Here is an 18,695-nt window from a genome sequence, read left to right as displayed (position 1 = left end):
GTTCTGATCTTGGCCCAGGAGGAAAACTTTTTCTCCCCCACAGCCGGTGGATGGGAAAAGCGCAGGTCATGTGGGTGGTGTAGAGAGCGGTATGAGTTTGTCCACAAGGCTGTCCCCTGCTCTGTGCACAGGATCTGGCAAGTTCTCCACAGCATCTGGGCGTTCACCCACAGGGCCTGTGGATAACCGGATTGGCTGGAGCTCTCCACAGGCCTACCCTGGTCCGTCGCCCGACGTCCCGGAAGCGGTCGCGAAGCCACTCTCTGATCAGGTCCGTGGCGTGAAAGAGTGGCACGGCTAGGTCCGCGGAGCGGACGGAGGAGGTGGCTTGGTGAGCGTTCCCGAGGCCCTGGACGACCCCTGGGCCGACAGCGGACCGAGCGACCGGCTGCCCACCCGTACCCGAGGTGAACGCGGTCGCGGCCGCGGGCGCGACGACCAGCACGAGCGGGGCGGCGAAGGCCCCTGGGACGGCGGACTCTCCGGGTTCGAGCGCGTCCCCCCGCAGGACCTCGACGCCGAGCAGTCCGTCCTCGGCGGCATGCTGCTCTCCAAGGACGCCATCGCGGACGTCGTGGAGATCATCAAGGGCAACGACTTCTACAAGCCCGCGCACGAGACCGTGTACGCGGCGATCCTCGACCTCTACGCCAAGGGCGAGCCGGCCGACCCGATCACGGTCGGCGCCGAGCTCACCAAGCGCGGCGAGATCACCCGGGTCGGCGGGGCCTCCTACCTCCACACCCTGGTCCAGTCGGTGCCGACCGCGGCCAACGCCTCGTACTACGCCGAGATCGTCCACGAGCGCGCCGTCCTGCGCCGCCTCGTCGAGGCGGGCACCAAGATCACGCAGATGGGATACGCGGCCGACGGGGACGTCGACGAGATCGTGAACTCGGCCCAGGCCGAGATCTACGCGGTCACCGAGCAGCGCACCACCGAGGACTACCTGCCGCTCGGCGACATCATGGAGGGGGCGCTCGACGAGATCGAGGCGATCGGCTCCCGCAGCGGCGAGATGACCGGCGTGCCGACCGGCTTCACCGACCTCGACTCGCTGACCAACGGACTGCACCCCGGTCAGATGATCATCATCGCGGCCCGTCCCGCCATGGGAAAGTCGACGCTCGCCCTGGACTTCGCCCGCGCGGCCTCCATCAAGCACAACCTGCCCAGCGTCATCTTCTCGCTCGAAATGGGCCGCAACGAGATCGCGATGCGCCTGCTCTCGGCCGAGGCCCGGGTCGCGCTCCACCACATGCGCTCCGGCACGATGACCGACGAGGACTGGACGCGCCTGGCCCGCCGGATGCCGGACGTCTCCCAGGCCCCCCTCTACATCGACGACTCGCCGAACCTGTCGATGATGGAGATCCGGGCGAAGTGCCGGCGCCTCAAGCAGCGCAACGGCCTCAAGCTCGTCATCATCGACTACCTCCAGCTCATGCAGTCGGGCGGTTCGAAGCGCCAGGAGAGCCGTCAGCAAGAGGTCTCGGACATGTCGCGAAACCTCAAGCTCCTCGCCAAGGAGCTGGAGCTGCCGGTGATCGCGCTCTCCCAGCTCAACCGTGGCCCCGAGCAGCGCACCGACAAGAAGCCGATGGTCTCCGACCTGCGTGAGTCCGGCTCGATCGAGCAGGACGCCGACATGGTGATCCTGCTGCACCGCGAGGACGCCTACGAGAAGGAGTCCCCGCGCGCGGGCGAGGCGGACATCATCGTCGGCAAGCACCGAAACGGCCCGACGGCCACGATCACCGTCGCCTTCCAGGGCCACTACTCCCGCTTCGTGGACATGGCCCAGACCTGACGGGCCTTCCGGTCCACCGCCCGGCACGGCCGTGGACCGGTCCTCCTCGGACCCCCGGCGCGGCGGCCGTGTGGAACGGACGTCGGCGCCGCGCCCGTACGGCCCGCCCCTCGCATCGCGCGAGGGGCGTTTTTCTTGCTCGCGATCCTAGGGTCCCTAGGTTATAACTAGGACCCCTAGGAAATGCAGGAGGACGCATGGCGCGGGCGGGACTGTCGGCGGAGCGAGTGACGGCCGTGGGCGCCGAGTTGGCGGACGAGGTCGGGTTCGAGCGGGTGACCATGTCGCAGGTGGCACGTCGGTTGGGCGTGAAGGACGCGAGCCTCTACACGCACGTGCGCGGCCTCGACGACCTGCGCGGACGGATCGCGCTCCTCGCGGCGGACGAGAAGACCCTCCGCATCGCCGGAGCGACCGCCGGACGGGCGGGCAAGGACGCGCTGATCGCCTTCGCCGACGCCTGGCGGGAGTACGCCCACCGGCACCCGGGCCGTTACGCGGCGACCCAGAGCACGGTACGGATCGACCCCGAACTGGCCGCGGCCGCGGCCGGGCCGCGGCGGGCGGTCGAGCTGACCTACGGAATGCTGCGCGGCTACGGCCTGGCCGAGCCCGATCTGACCGACGCGGTCCGGCTGCTGCGCAGCACCTTCCACGGGTTCGTCGCCCTGGAGGCGGCGGGCGGCTTCGCGCACGAGCGGTCGCCGCAGCAGTCGTGGATCCGGGCCCTCGACGCCCTGCACGTCCTCCTGGAGCACTGGCCCGCCTCCCGAGAAGGAGATCCCTCATGACCGGACCGTCCACCGGAAGCCTGCGCGTGAACGGCGCGACCCTGTACTACGAGGTGCGCGGCCGGGGCCCCCTCCTGCTGCTGATACCCGGAGGGGGCGGCGACACGGCCTCCTTCGACGGCGTCGCCGACGACCTTGCGGCCTCGTACACGGTCGCGACCTACGACCCGCGCGGCATGTCCCGCAGCACGCTGGACGACCCGGACGCCGAGCAGAGCGTCGCCCAGCACGCCGAGGACGCGTTCCGGCTCGTCGAGCTGTTGTCACCGGCCGCGCCGGCCCGGGTGTTCGGCGCGAGCTCGGGTGCGATCACCGCCCTGCACCTGCTCACCGCACACCCCGGGCGCTTCGCCCGCGTCGTGGCGCACGAGCCGCCCGTGGTGGAGGTCCTGCCGGACGCGGCCGAGCACCGCGCCCTCGTCGCGCGGGTGACCGAGACCCTGCGCACCCGGGGGCTCGTGCTGGCGATGGGCGTCTTCGCGGCGGGCCTGAGGAAGGCGGGCGAACCGGCCGGGCCCGGACCCGGCGCCGACACCGCCCTTCCGCCGCGGGCGGCGGCGCGCAGGGAACGGACGATGGCCAACCTGCCGTACTTCGTCGGCAGCATCGTGCCCCGCTTCATGGCGTACGTCCCCGACGTCGACCGACTGGAGGCGCTGACGGACCGGCTCCTCCTCGCCGGAGGCCGGGACTCGCGCGGCGAACTCCCCTACCGCGCGGCCGCGTTCCTGGCCGAGCGCCTGAACACCCCGCTCCGGCTCTTCCCCGGTGGGCACACCGGTCTGACCACCCACCCCGAGGAGTTCGGCGAGCTCCTGCGGAAGGCCTTGGCCGACCCGAGCCGAATCCGCGGACGGTCCGGGTCGGGAGCCGACGACCGGAGGGGGCCGACGGGGCGCGGATCGCGTTGGATGGGCCCATGACGACATCTTTCGAAGCTCTGCTGCCCGGAACCGAGCGGGCCCTGCTGCACCGGGTCGCGGTGGCCCAGACCGAGGGACGGACACCCTCCTTCGTGGGGGCGGTGGTCCGTGACGGGACCCTGGTGTGGAGCGGTTCGCGCAGTTGCGTGGACGGTCACGCGCCGGACGCCGACACGCAGTTCAGGATCGGCTCGATCACCAAGGTGTTCACCGCCGTTCTGGTGATGCGGCTGCGGGACGAAGGGGCCCTCCGGCTGGACGACCCGCTGGAGCTGCACCTCAAGGGGACGGGCGCCGGTGAGGTGACGGTCGCCCAACTCCTCGGTCACAGCGGCGGACTCGCGGCCGAGACGCCCGGTGCGTGGTGGGAGCGTTCGTCCGCCGCGCTGCGGCCGGAACTCTCCGACGTCCTGGGAGAGCGGCCCTTCCTCCAGGCACCGGGACGCCGCCACCACTACTCCAACCCCGGTTACACGCTGCTCGGTTCCCTGGTCGAGGAGATGCGCGGACGGCCCTGGGAGGAGTCGCTGCGGCGCGAGATCCTGGAGCCGCTGGGGATGGGCCGTACGACGGTCGATCCGGTGGCTCCGCACGCCGGTGGCTGGGCGGTGCACCCCTGGGCCGACGTGATGCTGCCCGAACCGTCCGAGGACCTCGGCCTGATGGCGCCGGCGGGACAGCTCTGGTCGACGGCGGCGGACCTCGCCCGGTTCGCGGCGTTCCTCGCGGAGGGGGACGAGCGGGTGCTCGGCGCGGCCTCCGTGGCGGAGATGCGCGCTCCGGCCTCCGCGCCCGGTGAGGGCGAATGGGAGGGGAGCTACGGCCTCGGGCTCCAGCTCCTCCGCCGGGACGGCCGGACCCTGATCGGCCACACGGGCTCCCTGCCGGGCTTCGTCGCCTGCCTGTGGGTGAGCGTGGAGGACGGCCTCGCGGGGATCGCCCTCTCCAACGCCACCTCGGGACCGCTGGTGGGGGCCGTGGCCGCCGATCTCGTACGGATCGTGGCGGAGGCGGAGCCGAGGCTCCCGGAGCCGTGGCGCCCCCTCCCCGAGGCGGAGGCCGACGCGGAGCTGCTCTCCCTGACCGGGCCCTGGTACTGGGGCACGTACGCCTACGGGCTGCGGCTCGGTCCCGAGCGCGGTGTGGTGCTCGAACCCCTGCGGGGCGCCGGGCGGCGGGCCCGCTTCCGGGCACTGCCCGACGGCGACTGGGTCGGACTGAACGGTTACTACGAGGGGGAGACGCTCCGGGTGGTGCGGCGCCCCGACGGGAGTGTGAGCCACCTCGACCTCGGGTCCTTCGTCTTCACGCGTGAGCCGTACGCGCCGGGAGACGCGGTGCCGGGAGGCGTGGACGAGAAGGGCTGGCGCGGCCTCTGAGGCTCGGGCGGCTGTTTCACGTGAAACCGGGCGTTTCACGTGAAACAGCGTGCCGGCCCGGAAGGGAACGGAAGCGTCAGAGGGACTTCTTGAAGCCCACGTGGGAGGCCTCGAAGCCGAGTCGCTCGTAGAAGCGGTGGGCGTCGGCGCGGGTGGCGTCGGAGGTCAACTGGACGAGGCTGCAACCCTGCCGACCGGACTCCTCGACGGCCCATTCGATGAGCTGCGTCCCGAGGCCGCTGCCGCGCTCGTCCGCGTGGATGCGGACGGCTTCGATGATCGAGCGGGTGGCTCCCCGGCGGGAGAGGCCGGGGACGATCGTCAACTGAAGGGTGCCGACGACCCTGCCCCCGCGGACGGCCACGACGGGAAGCTGGTGGGGGTCGTTCGCCAGCCGCTGGAAGGCGGCGAGGTACGGGGCGAGGTCGTCGGGGGATTCCCGCTGCGCCCCCAGGGGGTCGTCGGCGAGCATCGCGACGACGGACGGGAGGTCTTCCACGGTGGTCGGACGTATCTCAAGATCGCTCATGGGCCGCAGCGTACGCCCGGCCGCCTTCGCGCCGGATTCAGGCGGGGGCGCCCACGCCTTCCACGACCTGGACCAGCGGGGCCAGCACGGGGTTCTTGGCCGCTTCGTCGAGGGCCTCGCGCAGGGCGCTGTCGTTGGTGGGGCGGGCCTCTTCGAGGAGCTTCAGGCCCTCCTCGGTCACGTCGGTGTAGATGCCGCGCCGGTCGGTGGCGCAGAGGTACCGGGTGAGCAGGCCGCGGTCCTCCAGACGGGTGACGAGCCGGGTGGTGGCGCTCTGGCTGAGCACGACCGCGTCGGCGACCTGCTTCATCTGGAGGTGACCGCCGGGACCGTTGTGCTGACGGCTGAGGACGTCGAGCAGCGAGTACTCCCGCACGCTCAGGCCGTGGCGGGACTCCAGGGCGCGCTCGAGGTGGGACTCGATCCTGCCGTGCAGCAGGGAGAGGGCGCACCAGCGCTGGGAGAGCGCGGTGAGTGCGGGGTCCGTCGCGGTCATGATCTCTCCTCGGTCTCTCCTCGGCGCCCGGGCGGCTCGGATCCAGCGTAAAGGATGAAACGCAATAATGGGCGTCTGCAAGTAAATCTGTTCTCGGGCGACCACAAGCCGGGGCCGGTCGGGACGACATCTGCCCGGGACCGGTCAGGACGGCGCCTGTCCGGCCCCGGTCGTCGTGCCGGGCTATCCGGCCGCGACCGTGAGGGGGGCGAAGCGGCGGCGCCAGTCGCCGGGGAGGTCCGGCAGGGAGCGGACCATCACCGCGTTCGTGGCGATCGGGTCGATGCCGTTCTCCTTCGCCCAGCTCAGCAGCGAGGTGTGGCGCACGTCGATGTCCGTGCGCAGGGGCCGGTCGGTGGCGGCGGCCAGGGAGGCGATCAGGGCCTTGGCCGTGGCCGGGTCCCGGGCGATCAGCGGTCCGATGACATGGGTGTCCATATTGGGCCAGGCCGCGGCGAAGCCCGTGATCTCGCCGTCCTCCTCCGCGACCCGGAGGTGGTCCGCGAAGGCGGGGAGCCGGGTGATCACATGGGTGCGGTCCAGACCGAAGACCTCCCGGTCCAGGCGGAGGATCGCCTGGAGGTCCTCGGCCGTCGCCGGACGGACCGGGACGGCCGGAGCGGGCGTGGTGAAGCCGAAGCGCCCGCGCACCATCTCCGCACGGGACGTCTGTGTGAAGCCCAGTTGTTCGTAGAGGGGCTGTCCGTTCGCTGTGGCGTGCAGGGTGAGCGGGGTGTCCCCGGCCTCCTCCAGGACGTGCCGCATGAGCCGGCGTCCCACCCCTTGGCGTGCGTAGCGTTCGGCGACGAGCACCATGCCGATCGCGGCGAGCTCCGGACCGTACGAGGTGACCACGCACCCGGCGAGCAGTCCCTCACCCGCCGGGTCGTCGATGCCGTAGCCGGTGCCGGCGGTGAGCAGGAAGCCCCACTTGTGCTCCTCACGGGGCCATTCCCGGTTCTCGGAGAGGTCGGCGCAGGCGAGGAGGTCGCCGGGGGTGAGGCGCCGGACGGGAAGCTGCGCCAGGGCGGCGGGAGAAATCGGCATGCCTTTCAGGCTGTCCGACGCGGTGATCTTCCGTCCACCGCTTTACCGGATCTGGTCGACTCCCGGGAGGGTTGATCGTCCCGTCCTGTGGCATACGGACGATGTTTCACGTGAAACGGCACCGGACCCGAGGGGAGGAACCCGGCCCATCGGAAAAATCTTGGCCCACCAGAAAAATCCTGGTCCAAAACAGCGCAGCTTAGCCAGAAACCCGGCCCTATGGACCGAGAACGCCACTTTCTGTCCCCGAAGGCGGTCGGACCCCTCATGCTGCGTTCACGGAAGCCCGGCCGGCACGAGGCGAGGCACATGATGGATGCTCCGACCACCACGACGGACGCGAAGGACGCGGACGAGCACGAACCCCCGGCGGTGGACGGGAAGGAACCCCCGACAGCCCGAGGACCCTCCGCCGACGCGATCCTCGTCCGCCGCACCCTGGCGGAGATCGCACCGGTCGCCGACCGGGTGACCTCGTACTTCTACGCCCTGCTCTTCGTGCGGAACCCCGGGCTGCGCGACATGTTCCCCGTCGCCATGGACGCCCAGCGGGACCGACTGCTCAAGGCCCTTCTGACGGCGGCCGAGCACCTGGACAACGCCCCGGTCCTCACCGCGTACCTGGAGAACCTCGGCCGGGGGCACCGGAAGTACGGCACTCACGCCGCCCACTACCCGGCCGTCGGCGAGGCCCTCATCGGAGCCCTCACCCGGTACGCGACGAGGACCTGGGACGACGCGACCCAGGCGGCGTGGGTGCGCACGTACACGACGATCTCCCAGATCATGATCGACGCGGCAGCGGAGGACGAGCGGTCCGCTCCCGCCTGGTGGCACGCAGAGGTGGTCTCCCACGACCTGCGCACCCCGGACGTCGCCGTCGTCACCCTCCGGCCCGACCAGCCCTATCCCTTCCTCGCCGGGCAGTACACGACGCTGGAGACCCCGTGGTGGCCGCGGATCTGGCGCCATTACTCCTTCGCCTCGGCGCCGCGGCCGGACGGGCTGCTCTCCCTCCACGTCAAGGCCGTCCCGGCCGGCTGGGTGTCCAACGCGCTGGTCCACCGGGCGCGCCCCGGGGACGTGCTGCGGCTCGGGCCGCCGGGCGGCTCCATGACGGTCGACCACTCCACGGACACCGGGCTGCTCTGCCTCGGCGGCGGCACGGGGATAGCGCCGATCAAGGCCCTGGTCGAGGACGTCGCCGAGCACGGGGACCGGCGGCCGGTCGACGTCTTCTACGGGGCGCGCAGCGGTCACGACCTCTACGACATCGACACGATGCTGCGGCTCCAGAAGACCTTCCCGTGGCTCTCCGTCCACCCGGTCACCGGAGCGCAGGGACACCTCCCGGACGCCGTCTGCCGCTACGGCCCCTGGGGGGAGCGCGACGCCTACCTCTCGGGCCCGCTGGGCATGGTCCGGCGCGGGGTGGACGCGCTGCGGGGAGCGGGCGTCCCCTCGGAACGCATCCGCCACGACTTCCTGGCCGAGCTGGCTCCCACGGCTTCCGGCTGACCCGGGCCGGACCGCCCGGGTCGGGCCGCCCAGGTCAAGGCGCCCCTGTTCAGGCCGCCCCGGGTCCGGTCAGCCCAGGTCCGGGGCGTGCATCGCGCGGACTCCCTCGATGTTGCCGTCGAGGTAGTGGCGCAGGGAGAGCGGGACGAGGTGCACGGCCGCGATGCCGACCCGGGTGAAGGGCACCCGGACGATCTCGTACTCGCCGACGGGCTCGTCCATCTCGGGCCCGTGCCGCAGGGAGGTGTCCATGGAGCCGAGCCGGCACACGAAGAAGTGCTGGACCTTCACCCCGGAGATCCCGCCGTCGACGATGTGCTCGACGGTGTCGACGAAACAGGGCACCACGTCGGTGACCTTGGCGCCGAGCTCTTCGAGCACCTCGCGGTGCAGGGCCTCGACGACGGTGGAGTCGGTGGGCTCCACGCCGCCGCCGGGCGTGAGCCAGTAGGGATCCATCCCCGGCTTGGTCCGCTTGATGAGGATGAGGTCGTCCCCGTCGAGCAGGATGGCGCGTGCGGTGCGCTTGATCACGGGCCGTTCGGTCATGTGAAGAAAATGGCCCGTCCGGCGAGGGCTGAAACGCGACGGTCCGGCGGGACGACGGGGAGACCGGACGGGCTCCGGGGGCGGGTCACCAGTCCGCGGCGGCGTTCAGCAGCGCCTCGTGCGCCCGGGCGAGGTGGGCGAGCGCGAGCGTCCCCGTCCGTACGGCCAGGAAGTAGGTCCGCAGCGGGGGCACCGGGGGATCGAGGAGCGCCACGAGCCGCCCCTGCTCCAGGGCCTCCTCGCACAGGTAGCGCGGCAGGACGGCCAGCCCCGCCCCGGAGGCGGCGGAGTCCCGTACGGCCCGCAGGTCGGGGGCGATCACGGTCGCGGCGGCGGCCGGCCCGGTGTCGAAGACGCTCGCCCAGTAGCGGGAGACGAACGGCAGCGACTCGTGGACCTCGACCACCGGAAGCTGCTCCAGGACCACCGCGCCCTTGCTCAGGAGCACCTCGGGGGAGAGCCGGGCCGCCCAGCGGGGGGCCGCGACCAGGACGTGCTCCTCGTCGCAGAGCGGGGTGGAGACGAGCAGGCCGCCGCGCGGGCGGGCGGTGGTGACGGCGAGGTCGTGGTGACCGGCGGCGAGTCCGTCGAGGATCTCCTCCGTGGTGACGGGGAAGGAGGTCCGCACGGCGAGGCCCCGGCCGACCAGCGGGGTGAGGGCGGGCAGCACGCGGAGCGCGGTGAACTCCGGGGGACCTGCGACGTGGAGGGTCCGGATGCCGCTCTCCTCGTCGAGTCCGGTCTCGGTGATCTCGACGAGGGCGTCCAGGTGCGGGGCGGCGCGGTGCGCCAGCTCGTCGCCGATGCTGGTCGGGGTCACGCCGCGCGCCCGTCTGAGGAAGAGGGGCCGGCCCAGTTGGCGTTCGAGCGTCCGGATCTGGCTGGTGACCGCGGGCTGCGAGAGGCCCAGGAGGGCGGCGGCCCGGGTGAAGGAGCCGGCCCGGTGCACCGTGACGAACGTCCTCAGCAGGGCAAGATCCATGTCCGCCCCCTCCCGGCCGCGGGGCCGTTCGACTCAGGCGGTCGGCTGACAGCACCTCAGGACCGTCCAACTATAAATAAGTCGATAGGTCTCTGTCGCTACCGTGATTGGACACTGACGCACAGTCAACTAGCCTTGTGCAGAAGGTTTCCGCGCGTGGAACCGAGGGCGTTCCGAGCCACGAGGGGGGAGGCTCGGAGCGCCCCGCTCCACACGGGGAGACCCGTACCCGCTGTTCAGCCGGCGGAACCGGCCTCGTCGAGGGCGCGCAGCACGTCGGCGATCAGGTCCTCGGGGTCCTCGGCGCCGACGGAGAAGCGGATGAAGCCCTCCGCGACCGCGTCCCCGCCCCAGCGCCCGCGCCGCTCCGCCGTGGAGCGCACCCCGCCGAAGCTGGTGGCGTCGTCCACGAGCCGCAGCTCCTCCAGGAACCGCTCGGCCCGCTTCCGGTCCGCCAGCTCGAAGGAGACCACCGGCCCGAAGCGCCGCATCTGCCGGGAGGCCACGGCGTGCGAGGGGTCGCCGGGCAGCCCGGGGTAGCGCAGCCCGGTGACGTCCGTCCGCCCGGCGAGCGTCCGCGCCAGCTCCAGGGCGGTCGAGCACTGGCGGTCGATCCGCAGGTGGAGCGTGGCGAGCGAGCGGTGGGCGAGCCAGGCCTCCATGGGACCGGGGATGGCACCGACGATCTTGCGCCAGCGCCGTACCTCCGCCGCCCGCTCGGGATCGCGGCAGCTCACGTGGCCGAGCAGGACGTCGCCGTGCCCGGTCATGCCCTTGGTGTCGCTGGCGACGGAGAAGTCCGCGCCCAGCTCCAGGGGCCGCTGGCCGAGGGGGGTGGCCAGGGTGTTGTCGACGGCGACGAGCGCGCCCGCGGCGTGTGCCTCGCGCACCAGGCGGCGGATGTCGCAGACGTCGAGCCCGGGATTGGACGGGGTCTCGATCCACAGCAGCCGGGCCCCTTCGAGGGCGGCGAGCTGCCCGTCGCCCCCGGTCGGGGCGGTGCGGACCTCGATCCCGTACGCCCGGAGCTGCTCGTGGAGCAGGGGCAGCGCCTGGTAGCCGTCGGTCGGGAGCACCACGGCGTCGCCGGACTTCACCTGGGAGAGGAGGACGGCGGAGATCGCGGCCATGCCGGAGGCGAAGACCAGCGTCTCGACGCCTTCCTCCCCCGGCGCCTCCAGCTCGCCGATCGCCCGCTCCAGGTGGGTCCAGGTGGGGTTCTCGTCGCGGCCGTAGGTGTACGGACCGGTCGGCTCGCCCGGCAGGTGGAAGTGGGCGGCGAACACCGGGCCCGGGAGGGTCGGTTCGTACTTCACCGGCTCGGGGAGTCCGGCCCGCACCGCGCGGGTCCCGTCGCCGAGCGCGGCGGCCCTCCGGTCGGGGCCGGAGGCGTGTTCCTGGTGCGTCACGGTGCCCCTCAGTCCCGGTCGGGGAGCACGACGTTCAGTGCCCAGGAGACGACGGAGATGATCAGGGCGCCCAGGACCGCGGTCCAGAAGCCCTCCACGTGGAAGCTGAGGTCCAGCTTGTCGGACAGCCAGGAGGTGAGGAGCAGCATCAGGGCGTTCACCACGAGGGTGAACAGGCCGAGCGTCAGGACGAAGAGGGGAAACGTGAAGAGCTGGACGACCGGCTTCACCACGGCGTTCACCAGGCCGAAGACCAGGGCGACGAGAATGAGGGTGAGGATCTTCCTGCCGGTGCTCTCACCGGTCAGGGTGATGTCCTGGAGCAGCCAGATGGCGACTCCCAGGGCGCCCGCGTTCGCGAGCGTCTTGACTAGGAAATTCATCATGTGTCTGATCGTGGCAGACGTGATCGGACCGAGGGCAGGGGCGGACGGGCGATGAAGGCATTCCGGCTGGACGAACTGGAGGCGGAGCGTGCCGCGAACAAGGGCGCGTACCTCCAGTTCCTGCGGGAGCGGAACATGTCGGTCGGCCTGTACGCGCTCGACGCCGGGGAACTCGACCCGCAGCAGCCGCACCGCCAGGACGAGGTGTACTTCGTGGTGAGCGGCCGGGCGGCGATCACGGTCGGGACGGAGACGACCCAGGTGGCGCGCGGCAGCGTGGTCTACGTGCCGGCCGGGGTGGAGCACAAGTTCCACCACATCAGCGAGGACCTGCGGGTCATGGTGGTCTTCTCGCCCCCGGAGGGCTGAGGAACCCGGGGCCGGATCCGGGGGACGGGCCCGGTCCCCCTAGGGGACGGATCAGGGGAGAGCGGGGGCCCCACGGCCACCGACGGCCCCTGCGGACGCCTAGCCTTGAGGGTGTTCGGCGCGGAGTGCGCGGAACGGACCTTCGGGAAGCGAGGTAGGACGATGGCCGTACGGGAGATGCTCGCGGGGACGCCCTGGTGGGTGAAGTGGGTCGCCATACCCGCCCTCGTCCTGCTCGTTTTCGGCGGACTGATCACCAGCGTCCTGACCTTCGTGATCGGTCTGCTCTTCAAGGTGCTGCTCCTCGTGGCCCTCGTCGCCGGACTGCTCTACGTCGTACGGAAGTTCAGCTCCTCCGGCCGCTCGCGCGAGGACTGGTAGCGGAGGGCCGCCGGGGAGGGCCGGTGGCCGGGCACGAGCACCGGTAGCACAAGCCACTCATCGGTATGGCGGCAGCGGAGAGTGTTAGCCCGGGCGGGGGAACGGGCCGGGCGGAACGGGGTGGGGGCCCGAAGGCTGCCACTAGAGTGGAATCTCTCCGCCGCGATGGGGACTACAGGCGTAGACCTCCTTACTGACCAGCGGTTTCCCAGGCCCGGCGGGCGCGGGGGCGGCCCCCGCGGGCGGGTGCGACGCATCCGTCGTCACGCCTGGGGGTGACCTTTGGCCATGGCTACGCGGACGACCGCTCCAACCCTGATCGGCTCGGTGCAGCGCGCGCTGAGACTCCTGGAGGCCGTGGCCTCCCACCCGGACGGCGCCCCGGCGAAACAGCTCGCCCGCGAGACGGGCCTTCCGCTCCCCACCACGTATCACCTGCTCCGCACCCTGACGCACGAGGGCTATCTGCTCCGCGAGAAGGGCGTGTTCGTCCTGGGGGACGCCGTCATCGGGCTCGCCGCCGGCGGAGCTGTGCAGAATCGTCGCATCAAGATCGAGAACTCTCTCGCCCGTTGGCGGGACGAGCTCGGCGTCCCGGTCTACTTCGCCGTCTACCGGGAGGGAGAGGTCGAACTCGTCGCCGTCGCCGACACCCCCTCCATCCCCGCCGTGGAGGAATGGGCCGATTTCCGCGAGACGGCGCACGCCCACGCGATCGGGCAGTGCATCTTGAGCCAACTTGATCCGGGAACTCGTCAAGACCACCTTGACCGCCACCCGGTGGAATCCATCACTCCGTACACGGTGAGTAACCGAAGTGCGCTTTTGGATCGTTTGGGCGGTTTGGGGAGAATGGAGCCCCTGGTGGAGCGTCAGGAATATGCGCTCGGCACGGTCTGCGCCGCAATCCCCCTCACCGCGGGCTCCATGGCGGCCGCAATCGCCCTTTCCCTCCCCCTCCACCAGCAAGAACGGTTGCTCCCAGCAGTCGATCGACTACGCACCGAGATCGGAAAGCTCTTCGGATCACTCGCGTTCTCTATCAGTATTTGAAAAATCACTCCTTGTGATCTGCTAGTGCTTACAGCACGATTGCGTCAAGAGGGCCACGGGGGATCATTCCTGGCCGTTTCGGTCACAGCTTTCAGCAGCGGTGTTTACACAACTGCTTCATCTACTGCGGGGTACATGATGCGAGAGTCGGTTCAGGCCGAGGTCCTGATGAGCTTCCTCGTCTCCGAGGAGCTCTCCTTCAAGATCCCGGTCGAACTGCGGTATGAGACCCGGGATCCCTACGCGGTGCGGATGACGTTCCATCTCCCCGGGGACGCACCCGTGACCTGGGCCTTCGGCCGCGAACTGCTGCTCGACGGGATCAACCGGCCGAGCGGGGACGGCGATGTGCACATCGCCCCGACCGAGCCCGAGCGGCTCTCGGACGTCTCCATCCGGCTCCAGGTCGGCGGTGACCGCGCCCTGTTCCGGGCCAGCGCGCCACCGCTCGTCGCCTTCCTCGACCGTACGGACAAGCTGGTGCCGCTCGGTCAGGAACGGGCACTCGGCGACTTCGAGGACAACCTGGAGGCGGCGCTGGGCCGGATCCTGGCCGAGGAGAACGCCGGCCCGGCCTGAAACCGCCGCACCGGCGTCGAGTTGTCCTGATCCGGACCCTTCTGCGTAGCCGACCCCCCGAGCCGGCACGCCGACGAACCGGACGTACCACTCCTCGCCCTTCCGTCACTTGGCGCGGCGGCGCCGTCCGCCCCGCCCCGACGAGGTCTTCCGGCCGCCGGTCCCCGGGCGGTCGGTGCCCTCGGCGCGATCGGCCGAGACCACGAGCGCCGCGAGCGCCGTGGTCACCGGGACGGACGCCACCAGACCGATCGAACCGACCAGCGTCCGGACGATCTCCTCGGCCACCAGCTCGCTGTTGGCCACCGTCCCCATGCTGCTCTGCGCGATGGAGAAGAGCAGCAGCAGGGGCAGCGCGGCGCCCGCGTAGGCGAGCACCAGCGTGTTCACGACCGAGGCGATGTGGTCGCGGCCGATCCGGATCCCCGCCCGGTACAGGCCGCGCGGCCCCATGCCCGGATCGGCCTGGTGCAGCTCCCAGACGGCCGAGGTCTGGGTGACCGTCACGTCGTCGAGCACACCGAGGGAACCGATGATCACACTGGCCAGCAGCAGACCGGACATGTCGATGTCCGGGTAGAGCCCGTGGATCAGTCCGGTGTTGTCGTCCGTGTTGCCGCTGAGCGAGGCCCAGCCGATGAAGAGCGAGCCGAGCAGCCCGATGAGCAGCAGCGAGATCAGCGTGCCGAGCACCGCGACCGAGGTGCGGGCCGAGAGGCCGTGGCACATGTAGAGCGCGATCAGCATGATCGCGCTCGACCCGACCACCGCCACCACCAGCGGGTTCGACCCCTGCAGGATCGCGGGCAGGATGAAGAACATCAGCACCAGGAAACTCACGGCGAGCGCGACCAGGGCCATGAGCCCCCGCATTCGCCCGACCGCCACGACCGCGAGGGCGAAGATGCCGGCGAGCACCGCCAACGGCACCTTGCGGTTCACGTCCGTCACCGAGTACTGGAGGTCGTACGGGGCGTCGGGGGCGTACGCCACCACCACGCCCTGCCCCTCCTCCAGTTGGCGCGGTGCTCCCGGCTGCACGATCTCGGTGAACTCGCGCCCCTTGTTCGGTCCGGTGGTGACCTGGACCCTCGCCTTCTTGCACTCCCCCTGCTGGGCTTCGACCGCCTCGCGCCCCTCCGGGGTGGAGGTGTCCCCGGTCGGCGGGACCTGACCGGCGTTCACGACCTTGCAGTCGACGTACTCGACGGAGACGACCTCGCCCTGCTCGGTCTGCCGGTCGAAACCGACACCGGTGCGCTCGTGCGCCGGGGCGCCGCCGGGCCACAGGACCGCCAGCCCGACCACGACGGCGGTGGCGAAGGGGACCAGGACGGCGGCGATGACCTTGCGCAGGTGCCGGGACACGGGCGCGGCGGGGCCATGACTGTGGCTGTGCCCGTGCCCGGATCCATGGCCATGGCCTGATCCGTGCCCTTGGCCCGCACCGTGCCCGGAACCGGGTCCGGGGCCGTGGGACGACGGGCCCGTGCCGTGGGAGTGGTCGTGCGGCTCGGGGGTCTGCTGGGGGGAAGTCACCGACCGATCATCGCAAGAACGGCGGGGGCCCACTGTTCAGCACGCCCGGGATGACGCTAGCGTGGTGGCACCTTTGCACACGCGGGAGCTCGGAGCACCGGGCTGAGAGGGCGCTGATCACCGTACGCGCGTACCGATGTACGTACGGGAGGAGGCTGCGCCGACCGCCGAACCTGTTACCGGGTAATGCCGGCGTAGGGAGATCGGTCTCATGACCATTCAGGACGCACGCACGCCTGCCTCCGACCAGAACGACCAGTCCGACGGGCGCACGCCGGGCTGGCACAAGGGATACGTCCAGGGCTCTCGCCCCGACCTGCGGGTTCCGGTCCGTCAGGTGCACCTCACCAACGGCAGGGACGTCACGCTGTACGACACCTCCGGCCCGTACACCGATCCCACCGTCGACACCGACGTGCGGCGGGGCCTGCCGCCGCTGCGCGAGAACTGGATCATCGCGCGCGGTGACACCGAGGAGTACGCGGGCCGCCCGGCCCGCCCCGAGGACGACGGCATCAAGCACACCTCGCCGCGCGGCGGCGGGCTCAAGAACCTCGACGCGGTCTTCCCCGGCCGCCCCCGCCTGCCGCGCCGGGGCCGCTCCGGCCAGGCGGTGACGCAGCTCGCGTATGCCCGCCGTGGCGAGATCACGCCGGAGATGGAGTACGTCGCGATCCGCGAGAACGTCTCCCCCGAGGTCGTGCGGGAGGAGATCGCGGCGGGCCGGGCCGTGCTCCCGGCGAACGTCAACCACCCGGAGATCGAGCCGATGATCATCGGCAAGCGGTTCCTGGTGAAGGTCAACGCCAACATCGGCAACTCCGCCGTGACCTCCTCCATCGAGGAGGAGGTGGAGAAGATGACCTGGGCGACCAAGTGGGGCGCCGACACGGTCATGGACCTGTCCACCGGCCGCAACATCCACACCACCCGCGAGTGGGTGCTGCGCAACTCCCCCGTGCCGATCGGCACCGTGCCGCTCTACCAGGCCCTGGAGAAGGTCGACGGCAAGGCCGAGGAGCTGAGCTGGGAGATCTACAAGGACACGGTGATCGAGCAGGCCGAGCAGGGCGTCGACTACATGACCGTGCACGCCGGCGTGCTCCTGCCGTACGTTCCGCTCACGGCGCGCCGCAAGACCGGCATCGTCTCGCGCGGCGGCTCGATCATGGCCGCTTGGTGCCTCGCGCACCACAAGGAGAACTTCCTCTACACGCACTTCGAGGAGCTCTGCGAGATCCTGGCGGCGTACGACGTCACGTACTCGCTCGGCGACGGTCTGCGCCCCGGCTCGATCGCCGACGCCAACGACGCCGCCCAGTTCGCGGAGTTGAAGACGCTCGGCGAGCTGAACACGATCGCCAAGCGTCACCACGTCCAGACGATGATCGAGGGCCCGGGACACGTCCCGATGCACAAGATCAAGGAGAACATCGACCTCCAGCAGGAGATCTGCGAGGAGGCGCCGTTCTACACGCTCGGCCCGCTGACCACGGACGTGGCGCCCGCCTACGACCACATCACCTCCGGCATCGGCGCGGCGATGATCGCCTGGTGGGGCACGGCGATGCTCTGCTACGTGACGCCCAAGGAGCACCTGGGCCTGCCCAACCGCGACGACGTGAAGACCGGCGTCATCACGTACAAGATCGCGGCCCACGCGGCGGACCTCGCCAAGGGGCACCCGGGCGCGCAGGAGTGGGACGACGCGCTCTCGGACGCGCGCTTCGAGTTCCGCTGGGAGGACCAGTTCAACCTGGCGCTCGACCCGGACACCGCCCGCGAGTTCCACGACGAGACGCTGCCGGCGGAGCCCGCGAAGACCGCGCACTTCTGCTCGATGTGCGGTCCGAAGTTCTGCTCGATGAAGATCTCCCAGGACATCCGCCGCGAACACGGCGGTACGGAGCAGGAGATCGAGGCCGGCATGGCGGAGAAGTCGAAGGAGTTCGCGGCGAGCGGCAACCGCGTGTACCTGCCGCTGGCGGAGTAGGGGACCCGTCAGCCCGGGGTCCGTTCGCTCGGGAACCGTCCGCCCGGGACTCTTTCGCTCAGGGGCCGGCCCGCGACCCCGGGGGGGGGAGTCGCGGGCCGGTCCGGCGCGTCAGGGGGCGGCCGGGTCCGGCGGGGTGGCGGCGAGGGCGTCGCGGAGGAAGGGGACGATGCCGCGTTCGAGGAGGGCGAGGCGCCAGGCCTCGCGGGCGCGGGAGAGTTCGTCGTCCGGAGCGCCGGGCGGGCCGCCCGTGCTCACCTCGACCGGGCTGTTGCGCAGGGCCGTCACGAGGAGCCCGGCGGCCGCGCAGAGCAGTCCGGCGGCGGCGAGCGAGCCGAACACGAGGCCGGCGGTGAGCAGGGTCGCGCCGAACGCCACGGTGGGGGCGAGGGCGTGCAGCACCGCGCCGACCAGCAGGAAGATGACGGAGGCGGCGCCCGCGAGGACGGGCACCATGACGGTGACGATCGCGACGACGCCCGCCCCGGGGCCGGGCAGGTCGTACGGGGCGGGGGTGCGGGTCCCGGCGGACGCGCGGTTCTGCTCGCGGACCTTCACGAAGTGGTCGTACTCGCTCGCGGCCGCGGAGGTGACGAGCGCCGTCGCGTTCAGCGTCATCGCGCGCAACTGCGCGACCGTGAGCCGGGTGCCGACCCCGGCGAGTTCCGGACGTGCGTGGGCGGTGCTCAGTGCGTCGTCGAGGACCCGCTCGTACTCGGCACGGTCCTCGGTCAGCAGGTGCGGAGCCACGTTCATGTGCATCCCCCGATGCTCCGTAGGCCCGTGACGGCCGTGGGAAGACGACCGGGCGGGCGGAAACGGAGGAGAGCCTGCTACGGATGCACCCGATGGTATGGCGGCGACGCGGCGGGCTGACAGGGAGTTTCCCGAAATCGTCCTTCCCGGATGCGCAGGGTGATAGCGGGTGTCCGGCCGGCCGTTCGGCCAACCGTTCAGTCAGA

The 18,695-nt window shown here is 71.0% G+C and carries 19 protein-coding genes and 1 riboswitch; of the genes, 10 read left to right on the top strand and 9 right to left on the bottom strand.

Annotation, left to right across the window (positions count from 1 at the left end; translation table 11 throughout):
* Positions 1 to 349: 349 nt before the first annotated feature.
* From dnaB to ACFYNX_RS19580, 4 genes are all read left to right on the top strand, one after another.
* Positions 350 to 1,810, top strand: coding sequence for a replicative DNA helicase (gene dnaB, locus ACFYNX_RS19595; RefSeq protein WP_063885203.1), 1,461 nt, complete (start codon positions 350 to 352; stop codon positions 1,808 to 1,810).
* Positions 1,811 to 2,007: 197 nt separating this feature from the next.
* Entirely contained in the window at positions 2,008 to 2,601 is a 594-nt protein-coding gene (locus ACFYNX_RS19590; RefSeq protein WP_388662828.1) for a TetR/AcrR family transcriptional regulator, read from the top strand.
* Positions 2,598 to 3,524, top strand: coding sequence for an alpha/beta fold hydrolase (locus ACFYNX_RS19585; protein WP_388662826.1), 927 nt, complete (start codon positions 2,598 to 2,600; stop codon positions 3,522 to 3,524). Before ACFYNX_RS19590 ends, ACFYNX_RS19585 begins: the two co-directional genes overlap by 4 nt.
* On the top strand, positions 3,521 to 4,903 hold the full coding sequence (locus ACFYNX_RS19580) for a serine hydrolase domain-containing protein (RefSeq protein WP_388662824.1): 1,383 nt from the start codon (positions 3,521 to 3,523) through the stop codon (positions 4,901 to 4,903). The genes ACFYNX_RS19585 and ACFYNX_RS19580 overlap by 4 nt, the downstream gene beginning before the upstream one ends.
* A gap of 76 nt (positions 4,904 to 4,979) precedes the next feature.
* On the opposite strand, the gene ACFYNX_RS19575 is transcribed toward ACFYNX_RS19580, so the two are convergent.
* The 3 genes from ACFYNX_RS19575 to ACFYNX_RS19565 form a co-directional block, all read right to left on the bottom strand.
* The gene (locus ACFYNX_RS19575) at positions 4,980 to 5,432 is read right to left on the bottom strand and encodes a GNAT family N-acetyltransferase (protein ID WP_388662822.1); all 453 of its coding nucleotides are present in this window, start codon (positions 5,430 to 5,432) and stop codon (positions 4,980 to 4,982) included.
* A 37-nt stretch (positions 5,433 to 5,469) separates the two neighbouring features.
* Positions 5,470 to 5,928 carry a MarR family transcriptional regulator gene (locus ACFYNX_RS19570; RefSeq protein WP_365544725.1) on the bottom strand — a complete coding sequence of 153 codons (459 nt, stop codon included), beginning with the start codon at positions 5,926 to 5,928 and terminating at the stop codon, positions 5,470 to 5,472.
* 183 nt (positions 5,929 to 6,111) lie between these two features.
* Entirely contained in the window at positions 6,112 to 6,975 is an 864-nt protein-coding gene (locus ACFYNX_RS19565; protein WP_388662820.1) for a GNAT family N-acetyltransferase, read from the bottom strand.
* A gap of 219 nt (positions 6,976 to 7,194) precedes the next feature.
* On the opposite strand from ACFYNX_RS19565, the gene ACFYNX_RS19560 reads away from it, so the two are divergent.
* Positions 7,195 to 8,493, top strand: a complete 1,299-nt coding sequence (locus ACFYNX_RS19560; protein ID WP_388662818.1) for a globin domain-containing protein — start codon at positions 7,195 to 7,197, stop codon at positions 8,491 to 8,493.
* Positions 8,494 to 8,562: 69 nt separating this feature from the next.
* Here the strand turns inward: ACFYNX_RS19560 and ACFYNX_RS19555 are convergent, their stop codons facing one another.
* From ACFYNX_RS19555 to ACFYNX_RS19540, 4 genes are all read right to left on the bottom strand, one after another.
* Complete coding sequence (locus ACFYNX_RS19555) at positions 8,563 to 9,042, bottom strand: NUDIX domain-containing protein (RefSeq protein ID WP_125659723.1); 480 nt, start codon at positions 9,040 to 9,042, stop codon at positions 8,563 to 8,565.
* An 85-nt stretch (positions 9,043 to 9,127) separates the two neighbouring features.
* Positions 9,128 to 10,024, bottom strand: coding sequence for a LysR family transcriptional regulator (locus ACFYNX_RS19550; protein ID WP_125659720.1), 897 nt, complete (start codon positions 10,022 to 10,024; stop codon positions 9,128 to 9,130).
* Positions 10,025 to 10,260: 236 nt separating this feature from the next.
* Complete coding sequence (locus ACFYNX_RS19545) at positions 10,261 to 11,433, bottom strand: cystathionine gamma-lyase (protein ID WP_388662815.1); 1,173 nt, start codon at positions 11,431 to 11,433, stop codon at positions 10,261 to 10,263.
* 8 nt (positions 11,434 to 11,441) lie between these two features.
* A complete protein-coding gene (locus ACFYNX_RS19540; protein ID WP_125659715.1) occupies positions 11,442 to 11,819 on the bottom strand; it encodes a phage holin family protein in 378 nt (125 codons plus the stop codon).
* Between the two features lie 51 nt (positions 11,820 to 11,870).
* Between ACFYNX_RS19540 and ACFYNX_RS19535 the strand changes: the two genes are divergently transcribed.
* From ACFYNX_RS19535 to ACFYNX_RS19520, 4 genes are all read left to right on the top strand, one after another.
* Positions 11,871 to 12,188, top strand: a complete 318-nt coding sequence (locus ACFYNX_RS19535; RefSeq protein ID WP_030206848.1) for a cupin domain-containing protein — start codon at positions 11,871 to 11,873, stop codon at positions 12,186 to 12,188.
* A 162-nt stretch (positions 12,189 to 12,350) separates the two neighbouring features.
* Positions 12,351 to 12,569: a DUF5326 family protein gene (locus ACFYNX_RS19530; protein WP_125659712.1), complete on the top strand. Its 219-nt coding sequence runs from the start codon at positions 12,351 to 12,353 to the stop codon at positions 12,567 to 12,569.
* A gap of 288 nt (positions 12,570 to 12,857) precedes the next feature.
* A complete protein-coding gene (locus tag ACFYNX_RS19525) occupies positions 12,858 to 13,622 on the top strand; it encodes a helix-turn-helix domain-containing protein (RefSeq protein ID WP_365544706.1) in 765 nt (254 codons plus the stop codon).
* 138 nt (positions 13,623 to 13,760) lie between these two features.
* Positions 13,761 to 14,201, top strand: a complete 441-nt coding sequence (locus ACFYNX_RS19520; protein ID WP_125659784.1) for an SsgA family sporulation/cell division regulator — start codon at positions 13,761 to 13,763, stop codon at positions 14,199 to 14,201.
* A 105-nt stretch (positions 14,202 to 14,306) separates the two neighbouring features.
* Here ACFYNX_RS19520 and ACFYNX_RS19515 read toward each other — a convergent pair whose 3' ends face one another.
* Positions 14,307 to 15,773, bottom strand: coding sequence for a YibE/F family protein (locus tag ACFYNX_RS19515; protein ID WP_388662812.1), 1,467 nt, complete (start codon positions 15,771 to 15,773; stop codon positions 14,307 to 14,309).
* Between the two features lie 38 nt (positions 15,774 to 15,811).
* Positions 15,812 to 15,958, top strand: a riboswitch (TPP riboswitch).
* Between ACFYNX_RS19515 and thiC the strand changes: the two genes are divergently transcribed.
* Complete coding sequence (thiC, locus tag ACFYNX_RS19510) at positions 15,952 to 17,733, top strand: phosphomethylpyrimidine synthase ThiC (RefSeq protein ID WP_365544701.1); 1,782 nt, start codon at positions 15,952 to 15,954, stop codon at positions 17,731 to 17,733. It overlaps the preceding riboswitch by 7 nt.
* 111 nt (positions 17,734 to 17,844) lie before the next feature.
* Here thiC and ACFYNX_RS19505 read toward each other — a convergent pair whose 3' ends face one another.
* Positions 17,845 to 18,495, bottom strand: coding sequence for a hypothetical protein (locus ACFYNX_RS19505; protein WP_388662810.1), 651 nt, complete (start codon positions 18,493 to 18,495; stop codon positions 17,845 to 17,847).
* Between the last annotated feature and the right edge of the window lie 200 nt (positions 18,496 to 18,695).

This window comes from Streptomyces sp. NPDC007872 (assembly GCF_042868165.1).
Lineage (GTDB): Bacteria > Actinomycetota > Actinomycetes > Streptomycetales > Streptomycetaceae > Streptomyces.
Note: the sequence above shows the minus strand (reverse complement) of the source record. Positions and strands in the feature narration are given on the sequence as shown.